General features: G+C 66.0%; 12 protein-coding genes. 2 read left to right on the forward strand and 10 right to left on the reverse strand.

Annotated elements, in window-relative coordinates:
• Positions 1 to 22 precede the first annotated feature (22 nt).
• The 8 genes from prfB to manB form a co-directional block, all read right to left on the reverse strand.
• On the reverse strand, positions 23 to 1,135 hold the full coding sequence (gene prfB, locus ACOOF5_RS02000; RefSeq protein WP_420436321.1) for a peptide chain release factor 2: 1,113 nt from the start codon (positions 1,133 to 1,135) through the stop codon (positions 23 to 25).
• A gap of 29 nt (positions 1,136 to 1,164) precedes the next feature.
• Entirely contained in the window at positions 1,165 to 3,981 is a 2,817-nt protein-coding gene (gene secA / locus ACOOF5_RS02005; RefSeq protein WP_420436068.1) for a preprotein translocase subunit SecA, read from the reverse strand.
• A 62-nt stretch (positions 3,982 to 4,043) separates the two neighbouring features.
• Positions 4,044 to 4,643, reverse strand: a complete 600-nt coding sequence (gene hpf, locus ACOOF5_RS02010) for a ribosome hibernation-promoting factor, HPF/YfiA family (protein WP_420436070.1) — start codon at positions 4,641 to 4,643, stop codon at positions 4,044 to 4,046.
• 65 nt (positions 4,644 to 4,708) lie between these two features.
• On the reverse strand, positions 4,709 to 5,338 hold the full coding sequence (locus tag ACOOF5_RS02015) for a ComF family protein (RefSeq protein WP_420436072.1): 630 nt from the start codon (positions 5,336 to 5,338) through the stop codon (positions 4,709 to 4,711).
• 189 nt (positions 5,339 to 5,527) lie between these two features.
• Positions 5,528 to 6,973: an adenosylhomocysteinase gene (gene ahcY, locus ACOOF5_RS02020; protein WP_420436323.1), complete on the reverse strand. Its 1,446-nt coding sequence runs from the start codon at positions 6,971 to 6,973 to the stop codon at positions 5,528 to 5,530.
• On the reverse strand, positions 6,969 to 8,054 hold the full coding sequence (locus ACOOF5_RS02025) for an SIS domain-containing protein (protein ID WP_420436074.1): 1,086 nt from the start codon (positions 8,052 to 8,054) through the stop codon (positions 6,969 to 6,971). The genes ahcY and ACOOF5_RS02025 overlap by 5 nt, the downstream gene beginning before the upstream one ends.
• Positions 8,055 to 8,100: 46 nt before the next feature.
• Positions 8,101 to 8,337 (reverse strand): Trm112 family protein, encoded by a 237-nt coding sequence (locus ACOOF5_RS02030; RefSeq protein ID WP_420436076.1) that lies wholly within the window; start codon positions 8,335 to 8,337, stop codon positions 8,101 to 8,103.
• A 62-nt stretch (positions 8,338 to 8,399) separates the two neighbouring features.
• Entirely contained in the window at positions 8,400 to 9,737 is a 1,338-nt protein-coding gene (gene manB / locus ACOOF5_RS02035) for a phosphomannomutase/phosphoglucomutase (protein ID WP_420436078.1), read from the reverse strand.
• A gap of 218 nt (positions 9,738 to 9,955) precedes the next feature.
• Between manB and ACOOF5_RS02040 the strand changes: the two genes are divergently transcribed.
• Positions 9,956 to 11,581 carry a KamA family radical SAM protein gene (locus ACOOF5_RS02040; RefSeq protein WP_420436080.1) on the forward strand — a complete coding sequence of 542 codons (1,626 nt, stop codon included), beginning with the start codon at positions 9,956 to 9,958 and terminating at the stop codon, positions 11,579 to 11,581.
• Here ACOOF5_RS02040 and ACOOF5_RS02045 read toward each other — a convergent pair.
• Positions 11,578 to 14,871 carry a glycosyltransferase gene (locus ACOOF5_RS02045; RefSeq protein ID WP_420436082.1) on the reverse strand — a complete coding sequence of 1,098 codons (3,294 nt, stop codon included), beginning with the start codon at positions 14,869 to 14,871 and terminating at the stop codon, positions 11,578 to 11,580. The two genes, ACOOF5_RS02040 and ACOOF5_RS02045, sit on opposite strands and share 4 nt — an antisense overlap.
• Positions 14,872 to 15,056: 185 nt before the next feature.
• On the opposite strand from ACOOF5_RS02045, the gene ftsH reads away from it, so the two are divergent.
• Complete coding sequence (ftsH, locus tag ACOOF5_RS02050) at positions 15,057 to 17,135, forward strand: ATP-dependent zinc metalloprotease FtsH (protein ID WP_420436084.1); 2,079 nt, start codon at positions 15,057 to 15,059, stop codon at positions 17,133 to 17,135.
• On the opposite strand, the gene ACOOF5_RS02055 is transcribed toward ftsH, so the two are convergent.
• Complete coding sequence (locus ACOOF5_RS02055; protein WP_420436086.1) at positions 17,132 to 17,563, reverse strand: hypothetical protein; 432 nt, start codon at positions 17,561 to 17,563, stop codon at positions 17,132 to 17,134. The genes ftsH and ACOOF5_RS02055 overlap by 4 nt on opposite strands.
• Position 17,564 lies beyond the last annotated feature (1 nt).

The following is a 17,564-nucleotide window of genomic DNA, read 5'->3' on the forward strand; positions in this document are numbered from 1 at the left end:
GAAACTCAGGCACCCCGAGTACTCAGTCCGCTCCCCGCTGAGAGCGCTGCCAGCGCAGGCACGCCTCCATCAGACCGTTCAGCTCACCGTCAAGCACAGCATCCACGTTGCCGATTTCCAATCCAGTTCTCAGGTCCTTGACCTGCTGGTACGGGTGCAGCACGTAGGAACGGATCTGGCTGCCCCACGCCACGTCGCGCTGCTCACCGGCCAGCGCGGCTACCTCGGCCTCGCGTTCGGTCCGCTGCAGGTCGGCGAGTCTCGCTGCCAGCATCTGCATGGCCCGATCCTTGTTCTGGTGCTGGCTGCGCTCGTTCTGGCACGCCACGACGATGCCCGTCGGCAGGTGCGTGATGCGCACGGCGGAATCGGTGACGTTCACGTGCTGACCACCCGCCCCCGACGAGCGGTACGTGTCGATGCGCAACTCGCTCTCGTCGATCGGCACCTCGTCGGAGACCTCGTCGAAGAACGGAACGACCTTCAGGGAGGCAAACGCCGTGTGCCGACGGGACTGCGCATCGAATGGCGAGATGCGCACCAATCGGTGAACACCCCGTTCGGCCGCGAGGAATCCGAAGGCATGCCGCCCCCTGACGAGAAAGGTTGCGGAGCTGATGCCGGCCTCTCCCCCGTCGGTGGCCTCGGTCAGCTCGACGCTGAAGTCGTTGCGTTCGGCCCAGCGCTGGTACATGCGCAGCAGCATCTCGGCCCAGTCGCACGCGTCGGTGCCCCCGGCACCCGAGTTGATCTCGCACACCGCGTCGTTGTCATCGTGCTCGCCGCTGAACAGTGCCATCAGCTCGATGTCAGCAAGCCGGCGCTCGACCGCTTCGACGACCTCGTCGATTTCGGGGAGCAGGTCGGCGTCGTCCTCCTCGGTTGCCAGCTCGACCAGCGCTGCAGCGTCTTCGACGTCTGCTCGCGCCCGTTCCCATCGCTCGATGTCGTCGCGAACACGCGACAGGCGAGTCGTGACCGCGCGGGCGCGGTCGGGGTCGTCCCACAGCGACGGCTCGGAGGCTTCAGTCTCCAGTCCGTCTGCCACGGTGCGCGCCTCGTCGATCCGCAGGTATTGATGTGCCTCGGCCACGCGCCGATCGAGGTCGGCCAACGCGTCGGCGAGGTCGCTCAAGGTTCGGCTCATCGTGACGGCTCAGCCTCTTAGCGGCCGTGGCAGTGCTTGAATTTGCGGCCCGATCCGCAATGGCAGGGATCGTTGCGGCCCAGCTTTTCCTGGGCTGTTTTGACCACGGTGCCAGCCGACGCAGCGGCAATCCGTCGTGACTGCGACGGACCGCTGGGGCCCCGTGGCGCCGACGGTGCGGGACCGGCTTCGGATGCACCGTTGCCGGCTCCAACCGTCGAAGGAGTGAGGTCTGGTGCCGTGTACTGCACGTCGGTTGTCCGGCTTGCGCCGCCTGCTGGTGTCGAAGCCGAAGGTCCGGCCGTCGGCGACGCCGCCCCGGAAGCTGCTGCACCGTCAACTGGCGATGGCGCAATCTGCACGTGCATCACGTAGGTCACGAAGTCGCGGTAGACACGTTCGAGCATTGCACCGAACATGTCGAAGCCCTCGCGCTGCCATTCCGCGACGGGGTCCTTCTGGCCGATGCCGCGCAGGTGGATGCCCTCGCGAAGATGATCCATGTCGGCGAGATGCTCCCGCCAGCGCTGGTCGATGAGACGCAGCATCACTTGGCGCTCCACCTCGCGCATCGCTTCGGGCCCGATTTCGGCCTCACGCGCCTCGTAGTGGTGCTCACCGTCGGCGCACACCAACTCGACCGCGTCGTCGACGTTCCAGTCGCGCCGGCGCGATAGCTGATCGCCTGAGAGCTCAGCGGACGTGAGCTCGGTGGGCCAATAGGTGCCGATGGTGGCCAGCAGCCCGTCGATGTCCCATTCGGCAGGGACCTCGCTCGCACAGTGATCCAGCACCGCTGCCTCGGCGGCATCTCGCAGATACCCGAGCGATTCGGTGCGCAGGTCGTCGCCGCCGAGGATCTGCTCCCGCCGCGTATAGATGACCTTGCGCTGCTCGTTCATCACCTCGTCGTACTTGAGAACGTTCTTGCGAACCTCGGCGTTCTTCTGCTCGACGGTGTTCTGCGCCCGCTCGATGGCCTTGGTGACCATTTTCGCCTCGAGCGGCACATCATCGGGCAGCGTGCGATCCATCACCCAATTCACGGCGCCTGTCGCGAACAGGCGCATCAGGTCGTCTTCCAGCGAGAGGTAGAAGCGGCTCGCCCCTGGATCGCCCTGGCGGCCCGAACGGCCACGAAGCTGGTTGTCGATGCGTCGCGACTCGTGACGCTCGGTGCCCAGCACGTAGAGGCCGCCCAGCTTGCGCACGGCGTCTCCCTCGACCTTGCACTCGGGCTCGTAGCGCGCCGCGCGCGCCGCGAGATCTGCTGCGTTGGCTGGATCGTCGGGATCGAGCTTCTCGCGCAGCAGGTCGCGGCGCGCCATCCCCTCGGGGTTGCCGCCGAGCAGGATGTCGACGCCGCGGCCGGCCATGTTGGTGGCCACGGTGACCGAGCCCAACCGGCCGGCTTGCGCGATGATCTCGGCCTCGCGCGTGTGCTCTTTGGCGTTGAGCACGTTGTGGTCGATGCCTCGGCGCTCCAGCGCGGCTGACAGCTTCTCGGAATTCTCGACGCTGACGGTGCCGACCAACGTCGGCTGGCCAGTGCCGATCCGCTCGGAAATATCGTCGACGACGGCCTCGAGCTTGGCCGCTTCGGTCTTGTAAATGAGGTCGCCTTGGTCGTCTCGCGCCACGGGCAGGTGGGTTGGCACCGGCACCACGTCAAGCCCGTACGTGCCATTGAACTCCGCGGCCTCGGTGGTGGCGGTGCCGGTCATCCCGGCGAGCTTGTCGTAGAGGCGGAAGTAGTTCTGCAGCGTGATGGTGGCGAGCGTCTGATTCTCCTCCTTGATCGCCACCCCCTCCTTGGCCTCGACCGCCTGGTGGAGACCCTCGCTCCAGCGGCGCCCTTCGAGGATGCGGCCGGTGAACTCGTCGACGATCTTGACCTCGCCGTGCGAGACGACATAGTCCTTGTCGCGGCGGTAGAGCTCCTTGGCCCGCAGCGCCGCGTTCATCTGGTGGACGAGGTTGGCCGAGACCTCGTCGTAGAGGTTGTCGATGTTGAGCGCCCGCTCGACCTTGGATATGCCCGGCTCGAGCACGGCGACGTTGCGCTTATCTTCCTCGACTTCGTAGTCGACGTCGCGCGTCATCGTCGAAGCGATCCGTGCGAACTGCTGATACAGCTTGGCGGCGTCGGCAACCCGGCCGCTGATGATGAGCGGTGTGCGGGCTTCGTCGATGAGGATCGAGTCGACCTCGTCCACGATGCAGTAGTTGTGCCCTCGCTGGACCTGGGCGTCCCGTGAGGGAGCCATGTTGTCGCGCAGGTAGTCGAATCCGAACTCGTTGTTGGTGCCGTAGGTGATGTCTGCGTCGTACTGGCAACGCTTGTGCGCAGCGTCGTAGGGACCAGGCACCACGAGCCCCACATCGAGACCCAGGAAGCGGTGGATGCGCCCCATCCACTCGGCGTCGCGGGCGGCCAGGTAGTCGTTGACAGTGACGATGTGGACGCCCTTGCCGGCAAGCGCATTGAGATACACCGGCAAGGTCGACACGAGCGTCTTGCCCTCACCGGTGCGCATCTCGGCCACCCAGCCGAAGTGCAGTGCCGCGCCGCCGATGAGCTGCACGTCGTAGTGGCGCTGACCGATGACCCGTCGCGCCGCCTCGCGGGTGACCGCGAAGGCATCCACCAAGATGTCGTTGAGATCGGCGCCGCGTTCGAGTTCAGCTCGAAACTCGCCCGTGCGAGCCCTCAGCCCGTCGTCGGAGAGGCGCTCAGCTTCCGGCTCGACGGCGTTGATCTCGGGGACCAACTGCTCCAACAGGCGCAGTTTCTTGCCTTCCCCGGCACGGAGCACGCGCTGAAACAGAGCCACAAGCGCAGGCTACCGCTGCCCCCCGACACCAGAGCCGAGAGTTTTCTGTCGCAGCCCGGCTCTCAGTCGTCGATCTCGATGAGGCCCGCGTCGCCATCTGAGCGCAGATACACCACACCGGGCTTGCCAGTCTCCGCGTTCACAAAGAGGAAGAAATCGTGATCCAGCAGCTGCATGCGGGTCACGGCTTCGGCGGGATCCATCAGCTCCAAGTCGAACGACTTGCGGCGGACGATGCGGGGCACCCACTCGGGATCATCAGGCCGTGGCGCCGCCTCGGGCGCCGCAGCACCGTTGACGAGGTCGTTTTCGAGCCGGGCGAGCGGATGATGGGTCTCGTCGCGGTGCAGATTGGGACGGTGCCGTCGCACGACGCGGGTCTTGAGCTTGCGCAGCTGTTTGCCGAGCTTGCCCACCGCGAGATCGACCGCCTGGTGCTGATCGACACCAGCGACCGAGGCGCGCACATGGTGACCGTGACCGAGCAGCGTCACCTCCACCTGCTCCCGCTCAGCGATGCGCGGATTCTTCTCCTCACGGAATACCACTTCAGCACGATCCAGCCCAGCGACGAATCGATCCAGTGCTCCGATCTTCCGCTCTACCGCAGCCCGTACATCGTCGGGAACCTGAACCTTGCGACCCGTGATGGTGATTTGCATCGCCTCGGCTTTCTGAGCAGGCGCACGGCGGTTGTCGCCCCGCTCGAACTGAAGGGAGTGCCATGTTAGGCATCAGCGGGGACGCGGTCACGACCCCGTCGAGCACACGCTGCCACATGGACGGTCTGTGCCCCCGCACCCACCAGCGCAGCCGTCGCCGCTCGCAGCGTGGCACCCGTGGTAACCACGTCGTCCACGAGCAGGACCCGGCATCCGCCAGCGCGCGAGCGGCCTTCAAAGCGAGGACCTGCCAATCGCACATCGCGGCTGGCGCCTGACTGCGCTGCCGAGCCGACGCGCCGGAGCAGCTTCGCCGGACGCACTCCCAACGCCCGAGCCGTGCTGCGGGCCAGTGTCTCGGCTTGGTCGAAGCCGCGCGCGCGGCGATGTGCCGCAGTCGTCGGCGCCCAGGTGACTGTGTCAATCGCCGCGGGGTCAATCGATGCGGGGCCGTCACGCGCGGCGAGATGTGCCAACGCCAGCGAGTCGCCCAGCCAGCGGGCAATGGCCCGTTCGCCCCGGTACTTGAGCGCATGAACGAATTCGCGCCCGACATCGTCGTGGGAGAACAGCAGCGCGACCGATTGCGCACCCGCAATCCACGCCGGCTCAGGATCGGCGAGCGCTGCGATGCACCTCGCACAAGGACACCATCCCAACGCCCCACAGCCAGCGCACCGAACCTCAAACAGCACCCGCTGGACCATACGGCTGCGGACATCGCCCACCAAGAGAATTAAGAGGCGACAAGGCGAACGAACAGATCACCGAGCGGTGAGGGCGGCAGGGGACTCTGCGACGTTGCGACCTGCCGGATCGCGGGGGCAGAGGTCACTGCCGCCCTCGCCGCGGGCACGACGACGCTCAATCGGCTGTAACGGCACTCAGTAGCGGTAACGGTCTGCTTTGTACGGACCGTCGACATCCAGACCGAGGTACGAGGCCTGTCCGGACGTCAGCCGGGTGAGCTTGGCCCCAAGCTTGTCGAGGTGCAAGCGGGCCACTTCCTCGTCCAGGCGCTTCGGAAGCACATGAACATCGGCGGAAAGCTCTTCCGCGCGTGCATGCAATTCGAGCTGAGCAAGCACCTGATTGGTGAAGCTCATCGACATCACGAAGCTCGGATGCCCAGTAGCACAGCCAAGATTCACCAATCGGCCTTCGGCCAGCACGATCACCGAGTTCCCGCCCGGGAACACGAACTCGTCGACCTGCGGCTTGATCGACCGTCGCTGGACATCGGACATCGCAGCCAGTCCAGCCATGTCGATCTCGTTGTCGAAGTGGCCGATGTTGGCGACAACGGCTTGGTGCTTCATTCGCGACATGTGCTCAGCGGAAATGATGTCGCGGTTGCCCGTGGCAGTGACGTAGATGTCAGCAATGCCCAGCACATTCTCGAGCCGATCGACTTCGAAGCCTTCCATGGCGGCCTGCAGGGCATTGATCGGATCGATCTCGGAGACGATGACCCGGCAGCCTTGGCCTCGCAGCGCCTGCGCGCACCCCTTGCCGACATCGCCGTAGCCCGCCACGAAGGCCACCTTGCCGCCCAGCATCACGTCGGTCGCCCGGTTGATGCCGTCGAGCAGCGAGTGTCGGCAGCCGTAGAGGTTGTCGAATTTGGACTTGGTCACCGAGTCGTTGACGCTGTAGGCGGGGAAGGTCAGCTCCCCGCGCGCTGCCATCTCGTAGAGCCGGTTCACCCCCGTCGTTGTCTCCTCGGAGACCCCGCGGACGCCGGCAGCGATTTCGGTCCACAGGCCTGAGTGGGTCTGTCGAAGATCAGCGAGCAAGCCGTGCAACACCACCTCGTCGGGCGACGCTGCGTCGGGGCCTTCGGATGGGAGCTCGGGAACGTCGCCGTCGCTCTCGTAGCGGGCACCGAGCTGAACCATCAATGTCGCATCGCCGCCGTCGTCGACGATCAGCGTGGGCCCGGGTCCGTCCGGCCAATGCAGCGCGCGGTAGTTGCAGTGCCAGTACTCAGCCAGCGTCTCGCCCTTCCAGGCGAAGACCGGCACGCCTCGCGGCTCGTCGGGCGTGCCGCCGTCCCGCCCGACGACGACTGCTGCGGCGGCCTCGTCCTGGGTGGAGAAGATGTTGCAGGACGCCCAGCGCACTTGCGCACCGAGGTCAACCAGGGTCTCGATGAGCACAGCGGTCTGGACGGTCATGTGCAGTGAGCCGGTGATGCGTGCGCCGCGCAGCGGCTGAGAATCGCAGTGCTGCGCACGCAGGGCCATGAGGCCGGGCATCTCGGTCTCTGCCAATTCGATCTGCAGGCGGCCTGCTGCCGCGAGGCTGAGATCAGCAACCTCGAAGTCAATGTCGGGCAAGGTAATCCTTCAGTTCGGTGAGCACGCCGATGGGCCCAGGGTCGCGCTGGGCTGCTGCGGCAATGCGAAGGCTAAGGACGTCAACCTGGAAAATAAGGTCGAACAGCTGCGCCATCTCGCCGTCGCCGTTCGCGTACAACTCGCAGTACGGCACCGCTGTGCGGGCGCCTTCCAGGACGCGTCGGGCAAAGTCGTAACGTCGCCGGGTCTGGGGGTGCTCGAAGCCGTGCCGCAGCGCGATCACCGCCAGCGGCGAGCCGTCTTCCGGCGGGCCTGCCAGATCCCATCCTGCGAGCTCGTTGTGGCAGAGCTCGGGCATCGCGCTGGCGTAGGAAGGGATCTTGACGTTCTCGTTGATCTGGGCCTTGGCTCGACCCGCAGCAACGGCCCCCAGCGCCCCTCCGCCGTAGAAAACCGGCAGCATCTCGCCCTCGCCGATCGCTCGCACGATGCCTTGGGGAGGGCCAGCATCGCTTCCGGCGCTGTCCCGGCGCACCTGCAGCTGACTCGCCGTGGCGCGCACCCAATCGGCGACGCCCGTCAGCAGACCAGCGCGCTCGAGCGCCACAAGCGGCGCAACCGAGATGGCGCCCACCGCGGCCCGGGGCATCGGAATGCTGGCGTCCACCTCGTACAGCGGAGCCCCCCATTGCGCGGCCAGTTCAGACAGCCGACCGCCGGCAGTGACGGCGATCATCGAGGCACCGGCGTTGTGAGCAGTCGTGGCCGCCTCAAGCGTCTCTTCGGTGTTGCCGCTGAACGAGACCGCGATGGCAAGCGTCTGCGGGCCGACGAACGCAGGGCACTCGTAACCCTTGGCGACAGCTACCGGGACGCGCATCTGGGGCGCCGCCAGCGCCGAGATGATGTCTCCGGCCACGCCCGATCCGCCCATGCCCATGACGATCACGTTCGAAATCGACGCATCGTCGCTCGGGCCGCTGCGAGCTAGACCGCTCACGCCTTGCGCCGCGGCCAAGGCGTCTTGCATCTGAGCCGGCAGTCCGGCCACCGCAGCCGCCATCCCCATCGTGTCGATGCCAGATACCGCTGAACCCGTCGTCGGAGTCATCACAGGCACCTTCCGGTGCCGGCAGTCGGCCACTGCGAGGTGTCGGTCATTGGTCGAACGTCGGACTGAGCTCATCGCTGGCGATGCGCGCATCCAGCGCTGCGGCAGCGGCAGGATCGACGGCGGAAGCCTCGTCGATCAGCAACACCGGAATCCCGTCGTTGATGGCGTAAGCACGCGCGAGGCGAGGGTTGTAGAGCAGATCTTGGTCCGCCACGAAATAGAGCGGTCCCTTGTCCTGCGGGCAGGCCAGGAATTGCGCCAGCGCGGGGTCAAGTCCCATGCGGGTCCGCGAGGTGCTCGGAGCGCCAGCCGCGTGGCGTCGGTTGCGAATCCATGCGGCGATCATGCCAGCAGTGGCCTGATCTCACTCACCCGCTCGTTCACCGCCGCAGTGTCGGGCGCCTCGAGATTCAACCGCAACAGCGGCTCTGTGTTGGAAGGCCGCAGGTTGAACCACCAGTCGCCGCCGTCAACCGTCAGACCGTCGAGACGATCCTGCGCGAGACCGGAGAAGTGCTCCGATACCCGACCCACCACCTCGTCGATATCGGCGACAGGGGTGTTGATCTCGCCCGAGGATGCGTACCGGTCGAGAGGGGCCAGCAGTTCCGACAGCGGCACCGAGACCGTGCTCAACTGCTCGAGCGCAATCAGCGCAGCGATCAGGCCGGAGTCGGCGCCGAAGTTGTCGGCGAAGTAGTAGTGGCCGCTGTGCTCGCCCCCGAAAGCCGCCCCCGTGCGAGCCATCTCGGACTTGATGTAGCTGTGCCCGACGCGAGTGCGCAACGGCTGACCGCCCGCCTCGGTGATCGCCTCAGGCACGGCGCGAGAGCAGATCAGGTTGTGAAGGATCGGCCCCGGCCCGCTGCGACGCAGCATCGCCTGGGCCACCAGCGCCGTGAGGAGCGATCCGCTGACAGCACGGCCGCGTTCGTCCACGAGAAAGACCCTGTCGGCATCGCCGTCGAACGCAAGCCCGACGTCGGCGCCGGTGCTCAGCACGCGCTCGCTGAGATCGGAAAGATTCTCAGGCTGGATCGGATCGGCGGGATGATTGGGAAACGTGCCGTCGAGTTCGCCGTACATCAGTTCCCAATCCAACGGCAGCGGCTCGAACACCGCCGGCAGCACATAGCCCCCCATGCCATTGGCCGTATCGGCCACCACCCGCAAGGGCGCAAGCGATGCGACGTCGACGAACGAACGGACGTGTGCTGCAAAAGTGTCGAGCAGGTCACCCCTGCCGCGTCGGCCCCCGCCGACGGGCGAACGGGCACCCCGCGTCGAGCGCACCGCTATCTCGGCGAGCCCGCTGTCGGCACCCACTGGCGCGGCTCGGGGTCCGCACAGCTTGATGCCGTTGTAGGCCGCCGGATTGTGCGAAGCGGTGAGCATCGCACCGGGCATGTCCAGGTGGCCGGACGCGAAGTAGAGCAGGTCTGTCGAGGCCAGTCCGATGTCGATGACATCGACCCCGGCCGCCAAGACTCCCTCAGCGAACGCGTCGGCCAGGAAAACGCCGCTTGGGCGCATGTCTCGCCCCATCACGATCTGCTTGGCTGCGGACCATTCAGCGAAGGCGTGTCCGATGCCACGCGCAGCCGACGGACTCAGCTCGTCGGGACAAATGCCACGTATGTCATATGCCTTGAAGATCCCACGCAATACGTCCTCGGGCACAGGATCGATACTGTCCGCCATAGTGCTGCGGAAGCCTAAGCCGTGCGTCTCGCAACGCTGTCTGCGGCCGTCGCGAGACCCGTGCTTTCGCCAGATTCTGCGGCTATCGAAGCTCACGTTTCGCGCGCAACTTGGCGGCGCGAAGAGGGTAGTTCCGCGCAGCAGTGCGCGGCTGCTGCGGGCAACGCCCTTGCAATTTGCACCTACGTTTCCCTAGGGTGGCTTCAGAGAGTGGGATGCGAACCTGCCTGAAGCGAGCGAGCGAGGCGATGATCAAGAGGAAATATCAGCCAACAGAACGAGAACAATTGGTACTTGACGAGGTCGAGAACCCCAGGTACGACCGTCAGATAGTTAATGGTCTCGAACCCTTCATGAGTGGCTCCGCGCCTGAGGAATTCCGCAATTTCTATAGCAAGGAAGAGCTCAACAACTTAGGCAAATTACGCGGCACTGAACGCGATGTTGAAGCAAGGATGCCCGTCAAGCTGACCCGCCACTACTTTGAAATGGCTACGTCAAGCTCAGCAATACAAAAGCTGGTAAAGGCTTCACCAGACGAAACGACAGATCTCGAAGGCGATCCGGACCCAGCGAACCAACTTGACTACAGCCCAATCGAGGGACTGCTGCACAAGTATGAAATGGCGCTGCTCTACGTTATTTCCACTTGCTCAGCTCATTGCAGATTCTGTTATCGCGAGGAACTGATCGGGCGCAAGGAGATTGAGCGCTCCGACGGCACAGTCAAGAAGAAAGGCCTCGCACAAGTTGGCGAGATCACTGAGTACATCCGGTCGCACAATGACGCCGTTGCGGCAAATGGGGGATCTCATCCCGAGACCGGCAGGCCGAAGCTGCGTGAGGTTCTCTTGTCAGGCGGCGACCCGATGGTGCTGCCGAACTCCAAGCTGGCAGCATGGTTCACGGCCTTGGCAGAGGCGGGCGCCGAAGCCATCCGCGTGGGCACCAAGGAGTTGGCCTTCTACCCGGACCGCTTCGACGAAGCCTTCTTTGCGATGATCGATCGCTTTCACGAGATCTATCCGGATGTTTCGCTGCGGTTCATGATCCACTTCAACCATCCAGACGAATTCCTGCTGAAGGATCCCGACGGTCAGTACATTGCCGATGTCAAGGGGTTCCTTCAGTGGCGTCAGAACACCCGGCGAGCGGTCGACTCGCTGGTTGAACGCGGCTGGATCAGCGTCGAGAACCAGACTCCGATCATCGCAGGCGTCAACGACGACGCCGACGCATTGCGGATCCTCCAGCGCACGCTCAAGAGCGTCGGCGTCGAGAACCACTACTTCTTCTGCGGAAGGAACATCGTCGCCTACAAGGCGTTCAACGTGCCCATTGAGACCGCATGGCAGCTTCTCAACGACTCGCAGCGCGGGCTGTCGGGCGTGGAGTCGCACGCCCGTTTGACCATCGTGCACTACAAGGGCAAGACGGAGGTCTCGGCGGTGACCGACGGGCCGATTGCCGGTCTGCGGGGTGCCGAGGACGGCGTGGTGATCTTCAAGGTCCTGCGCAATCCGGCCAGTGCCCCAGACCGAGGCAAAGTCACCATCGTCGGCCGGAACCCCGAAGCACTGTGGTTCGACGAGTACGAGGACCGGGTGCTGTTAGATGAAGCCGGCCTGTTCTCTCAGCAGCGCCCCAGCGGCGTGACGGTTCCGCGATCTCGCTCTCGGCACCGCGCAGCTCCAAAGGAACGGACACCGGGCTCATCACGGCCCGCTCCGCTCATGGCCGTGGTCGCGAGCAACGAGCGAAGGCCGCACCCAAAGAGCCTGCCCAGCAGTCCGGCGGCTGAGGTCCAAGACGCCCAGGCCTAAGAGGTCAAATCGGGAGTTGTGTCGACGGCCGGTGCTCGGGGCGTGTCGTAGGCGCCTGCTGCGGCGCGGTGACGGATACGCCAGATATCGGTCACGACCTTGAGCGACTGGGCGACCAGCCGGACAGTGGTGTCCGCTGAATGGTCGACGGCGACGGGCACCTCGACCGATGTCAGGTCGAGGTGCTCGACGAGGTACAGGACCTCCACGTCGAAGGTGAAGCCGTCGATGACGGCACGGCTGAAGATTTCCTGGGCAGCCTCAGCGGTGAAGCCCTTGAAGCCACACTGCGTGTCGCGGTAGCGGCGGAGCAGCACGAGGCGGGTGAATGCGTTGAACATCCGGCTCGCGATCGCGCGAGCGGGCGCCGCCGGGCTGATGGTGCGCGCTTGCGCATGGCGCCGGTTCCCGAGCGCCACATCGGCCCCGCGGTCGAGTGCATCGACGAGCTCGGTGAGCTGGCCGGGCGGATAGGCCAGGTCCACGTCGGTGAACAGTCGCAAACGACCGCTCGCTGCGAGCATTCCCGTTCGCACCGCCGCGCCCTTGCCGCGATTCGCTTCCGACGACACCACGACGTCGGCCCCGGCTCGCCGAGCCGCCTCAGCTGTGCCGTCGGTCGAACCATCGTCGACGACGACAATCTCCATTCGGCCGTTCAGAGCCTCATTTCGACGTAGAGCGGCGCTGATCTCCGACACGGCGGTACCGACGAGATGCGCAGCTTGGTAGGCCGGCACAACGACCGACACCTCGGGCGGCGCGGGGCCCAACTCCGCTGCCGGTCGCTCGGGATCGAAGCCGCGCGCCGCGGGCGAGCGACCGAAACGGGCCGGCGGCCGCACGGCGACCAGCGCGAGAGCGACTGCTCCGAGCAGCGTTGCCAGCCAGGCGAGGTACTCGACCGCCGTGGCGCCATAGGTGAGCTTGACGTGTTCGTCGGTGGGAAGCACCACCATCCAGTTGGGAGTCACCCGGTAGGGCCCGTCGGCGCCGCTCACCGACCAGTTCGGGAAGTATGAGACCTTCACCAGCACCGGCACCTCGGTCCGGTCCACCGAGAACGACAGCCAGTCCTGTCCCGACTCGAAATCGCCGATCTGCACCGGTGGCAGTGCACGCCGTGGTGCTGCGCTGAATCGAGTCAGTGAAGCGGGAGGCGCTGCGTGAGGATTCGGGGCCGACAGCAGCGACACCCGTGACCAGTGCTGCGGCCCCTCTGCCGCAATCGGCACATCCCATGCCGTGGGGTCGTTCCACCAAATCGCGGCTGGATCGGTCCATGCCCGTCCGGCCTGTGGCACATCGGGTGCGACTGCCGGCTCGAACCGCAGCGCCGACACCACATCGCTGTCTGCAACGAGGTAGATCGACCATGGCGCCGCCGAGGCAATGAGCTGCAAGTCTGCCGATTCGTCCGCCGCCGCAGTGGCCTCGGGGCTGAAGGCTGCGTAGTAACGCACGCCAGACATCTGCAGGTGAGGCACGCCCAGATCGAAATTCAAAGCGTTGTACGGGAGGCCACGCATCGGACGTGACGGCGCTGCGGACAGCTCCGACTGCATCAGGAAATGGAACGGCACCGTGGGTGACGATTCGAAGTAGAGGCCCTCCATGGAGGCGATGCAGCCGTCCGTCCAGTTCGGCAGCAGCATCGGGGCCATCGGGGTGCCGTAGGCGCCCACGATGTCACGGTCGTATTCCCACAGCAGGCGCCCGCAGCCGTAGCCGGGCGTGGCGCCGACATCGCTCATCGCAGTGACGAACTCGTAGTACTCGGGATATGACGGGCGTCCCTCATAGCCGCGGAAGTTCCACCGCGCCCAGCCGCGGACGAAGTTGCGGTCGTCTGCGGACACCGTGAACGGGCCCCAACGAGTGTCCCCGCTTGCGTCCAGCCGGGTTCCGGGAAGGTCGCCGAATCGCAGTGCGAGCAGGCCTGCCCCAGCCCCCAGCGCGACAATCGGAGCCAGCACGCGCACCCAGCGCGCCGCGGCAGCGAGGTGGATCCCGTTGCCGTCAGACCTGTTGGAGTCTGCACGCGTCAGCCCGTCGATGATGAGCCACAGGCCCATCGCCGCCAGCACGTACACCGCCAAGTACCAGAAGGGCAGGATGCGCGCGTTCCACAGCCGGTGCTGCGGCCAGTGGATGAAACCCATGGCCATCGTGACAGCGATGGCCGACCACATCATCGCCGGGCGATACCAGCGCGCAAGGCCGACTGCGGCGCCGACACCTGCCAGCACGAGCAGCCAGGTGATGCTGTGGTGCGTCCCGTCGCCGCTGATCTCGTCGGTGAAGAACAGGTGCTCGCGCACGGACGCGAGCCGCTCCCAGCCCATGTCGTTGAGGTATGCCCGTCGGACGACGAACGGCACCGTCCAGAAGGCCGACAGCGCCCCGCCGATGCTGCCGATGACGAGCGCATGAGCAGACCGACGCCATTCCGTGGCCAGCAGCGCCGCGACCACGGCGACGGGCACAGCCAGCCGGGCCGACGGCGCCTCGGTGACATTCCAGACGGCCGCCCACAGCACGATCGCCACGACCGCCGCGCCCATCGCCGGCAGCCGGCCGATGCGGTCAGGCAGCGCGTGCAGGCCGCGCACGGCCACCATCAAGATGCTGGCCGTGACGGCGAACACCAGCGGGATGGGATGGCACAGGGCCACGAACGCCAGCAGCAGGCTCGCCCGCGCGCGCCCCGTCCCCCGCTCCAGCGAGCGCCAGAACATGCCGAGATACACGAGCGTCGCCGAGAGCGCGATCGAGAACGCGAATTCGCCTGCCAGCGTCGATGCTGCATTCCCGCCGTAGATCGTGAAATTCACGTCCAAGACGAACAGCAGCAGCGCTGCAGGCAGCAGCGAGCGCAGCATGCGTGGCCAGCCCGCCAGCCGGCCCATCAGCCACGCCGCTGCGGGCATCGTGGCGACCCCGCTGATCGCCACCAGCTTGAACGCCACGTTGTAGGAGGGCAGCACCGCGTCGGCGACGACCACCAGCAGGTACGGCACCACCATGTAGAAATGCCCCGTCGGCATGCCCGCATACCAGTCGCGCGACCAGCCGCGCAGCGAGCCCGACGGCAGTAGCTCGTCCCGCAGGAACGCCGGACCCCACACGTGAGCGCCCATGTCCCCACCAGTGGGCGTGGCTGTGGAAACCAACCCGCCGGGGTCGAGCCACACCACCACGGCCACACAGCTCGCCACGACGACCGCAGCTTCAAGCCACGCCCGCAGCACCGGCCCCGCGCGAGTGGGGCGCACGGTCACCGTCGGCACGCGCGCAGGCTAACGATCACGACACGCGCCCTACCGCAGGCGGCCCATGCCCGCCGCCACGGTTCGTGAATGTCAGCCTGTCGCGGGCTCGGCTGCGGTCTGCTGTTGGCGTTCGGGGGTACCGCTGTCGTGTCGGTGACACAGCGCGGCTACTGGTCGATGGAGCGCCGCCATAGCATGAGCACATGGCATCTGAGGTGCCCTCGGGCGAGCGGCATTCCCGTGCGCGCAAGCCGCGCGTCGGCGAGTCTCCCGACGCGCCAGTCGAAGACGGCTCGAGCGATCACTCAGCGCAGCCGAACTCGTCGGGAGGAACGGGGACCCGCCGGCGAAACGAACGCTGGCCCCGCTGGTCGATCTGGCTGCTCGCCATGGTGTTGCTGTCGGTGATGTTCCTGCCAGGACTGCTGCGAAATGAAGATCGCGATCCCGTCGACTACAGCGGTCTGATCGCGCAGGTATCGGAGGGACGCGTCGACAGCGTCACGATCACCAACGGCACCGGAGAGATCAGCGGCGAGTACATCGACGGCTCGACGTTCTCTTCCGAAGGTCCCCTCGAGCTGCCCGAGACCGATCTCGCCCTGTTGCGCGAGCGCGGGGTGTCCATCGAGTTCCACACCGACCGACCCAACCTGCTGGTCAGCCTGCTGCCTTTCCTGCTGCCCTTCGGCCTGATCTTCCTGCTCTTTTGGTGGATGCAGCGACGTGCTCAGGGACAGATGTCGGGGATCATGTCGATCGGCCGGAGCAAGGCCAAGACCTACACCACCGAGCGCCCCTCGACGAAGTTCGACGACATTGCCGGGTACGACGGCGTGAAGCAGGAGATCACCGAGGTCGTCGACTTCCTCAAGACACCGGAGCGCTTCACAGCGATCGGGGCCAAGGTCCCCAAGGGCGTGCTGCTGGTCGGTCCTCCCGGCACCGGCAAGACGCTCATTGCCCGGGCTGTGGCAGGAGAGGCCGGGGTGCCCTTCTTGTCCGTGACCGGCTCAGACTTCATGGAAATGTTCGTGGGCGTCGGCGCCAGCCGCGTGCGCGACCTGTTCCAGAGCGCCCGCAAGATGGGCCGAGCGATCATCTTCATCGACGAGATCGACTCGATTGGCCGCAAACGTGGGGCAGGCCTCGGCGGCGGGCACGACGAGCGCGAGCAGACGCTCAATCAGATGCTGGCCGAGATGGACGGATTCGAGGAGAGCGGCGGCATCGTGATGATGGCTGCGACCAACCGGCCAGACATCTTGGATCCCGCGTTGCTGCGCCCCGGTCGGTTCGACCGCCAGGTCGTTGTGCCGCTGCCCGAGTACTCAGAGCGGCTGGCGATCATGGCTGTGCATTCCAAGGACAAGAAGACCGACGACGACGTGTTGTTCGAGGCCCTGGCGAAGGGCACTCCTGGCATGAGCGGTGCCGACCTGGCCAATCTGGTCAACGAAGCGGCACTGCACGCCGTGCGGCGCGACTCCGAAACGATCGCACAGGCAGACTTTGAGGCAGCGCGCGACAGAGTGCTGATGGGCCAGCGACGCGAGTCGGTGGCGCTCTCCGAGCGGGAGCGGGAAGTCACCGCCTATCACGAAGGCGGCCATGCACTGATCGCCACGCTGTTCCCCCATGCCGACCCCGTTCACAAGGTGACCATCCTGCCGACCGGCCAGGCTCTGGGCGTCACCATGCAGCTGCCTGAGGAACGCCACGCCTATAGCCAGGAATACATCGAAGATCGGTTGGCCGTGCTGTTCGGCGGCCGCATGGCCGAGGAGACAGTGTTCGGCGTGACCTCGACCGGCGCCGCGAACGACCTGGTACAGGGCACAGAGCTGGCCCGCAAGATGGTCTCGGAATGGGGCATGAGCGACCGTGTGGGGCCCATGGCGTGGGGATCACACGCACAGGTGTTCCTCGGCGAGGACCTCGTGTCGGGGCGTGACTACTCCGATGAGACCGCCCGGGTCATCGACGAAGAAGTCGAACGGATCCTGCGTACGCAGCAGGATCGTGCGCGCCGAGCGCTCGTCGATCACCGCCCTGCGCTGGACCGGATCGCGGCTGCCCTGCTCGAACACGAGACCGTCACGGGTTCCCAGATCGGGGCGCTCGTAGCCGAGCCGACGCCCGATGGGTCAGACGGGGCCAGCAACGGGAAGCTCGAGACCCCAGCCAAATCGGACGCAGACGATCCGGTCGCCGACGACAACGCTGCGCCCGACGTCCCGCTCATCGAGCGAACGGCGCCCCCGCCTCACGTAGCCGACTAACCCGGCGAGGGCTCAGGGCCGCGCGCCACTTGCGCGAGTGCCGCGGCCAGTGCGGACAGATCCACGCTGCCGACCCAGCCGTCGATGACCTGACCGGTGACATCGACCACCACCGTCGTGGGCACGGTGTCGATGCCGTGGCGACGATGCAGCTCTCGATCATTGCCGAAGGACACCTCGGCGACAGGCAGTCCCGCACCCGCGGGGCCGCGCACCACAGCGAGCACTGCCGCACACGTGCGGCAGGTCTCTTCGGTGAAGGCCACCAACGCCGGGCCGACCGCTATGCCCACCGCACCGAGGTCAACGGCCGAAGGCAGTTCGGACCGTGGCACCGCTGCGCCATGTGCGCCGCGGCGACGCTGGATCAGCCAGGCGACTGCGATCGCAGCGACGATCAGCAGCGCAGCGATGATGAAGCGCTCCATC

It is taken from the genome of Candidatus Poriferisodalis sp. (assembly GCF_965214215.1).
Taxonomy (GTDB): domain Bacteria; phylum Actinomycetota; class Acidimicrobiia; order Acidimicrobiales; family Poriferisodalaceae; genus Poriferisodalis.

Excerpts from the sequence above, each read along its gene's own strand:
- ACOOF5_RS02030 (WP_420436076.1), bottom strand. The coding sequence starts at position 8,337 with ATGGGACTTGACCCCGCGCTGGCGCAATTCCTGGCCTGCCCGCAGGAC.
- ACOOF5_RS02025 (WP_420436074.1), bottom strand. The coding sequence starts at position 8,054 with ATGACTCCGACGACGGGTTCAGCGGTATCTGGCATCGACACGATGGGG.
- hpf (WP_420436070.1), bottom strand. The coding sequence starts at position 4,643 with ATGCAAATCACCATCACGGGTCGCAAGGTTCAGGTTCCCGACGATGTA.
- ACOOF5_RS02055 (WP_420436086.1), bottom strand. The coding sequence starts at position 17,563 with ATGGAGCGCTTCATCATCGCTGCGCTGCTGATCGTCGCTGCGATCGCA.
- ftsH (WP_420436084.1), top strand. The coding sequence starts at position 15,057 with ATGGCATCTGAGGTGCCCTCGGGCGAGCGGCATTCCCGTGCGCGCAAG.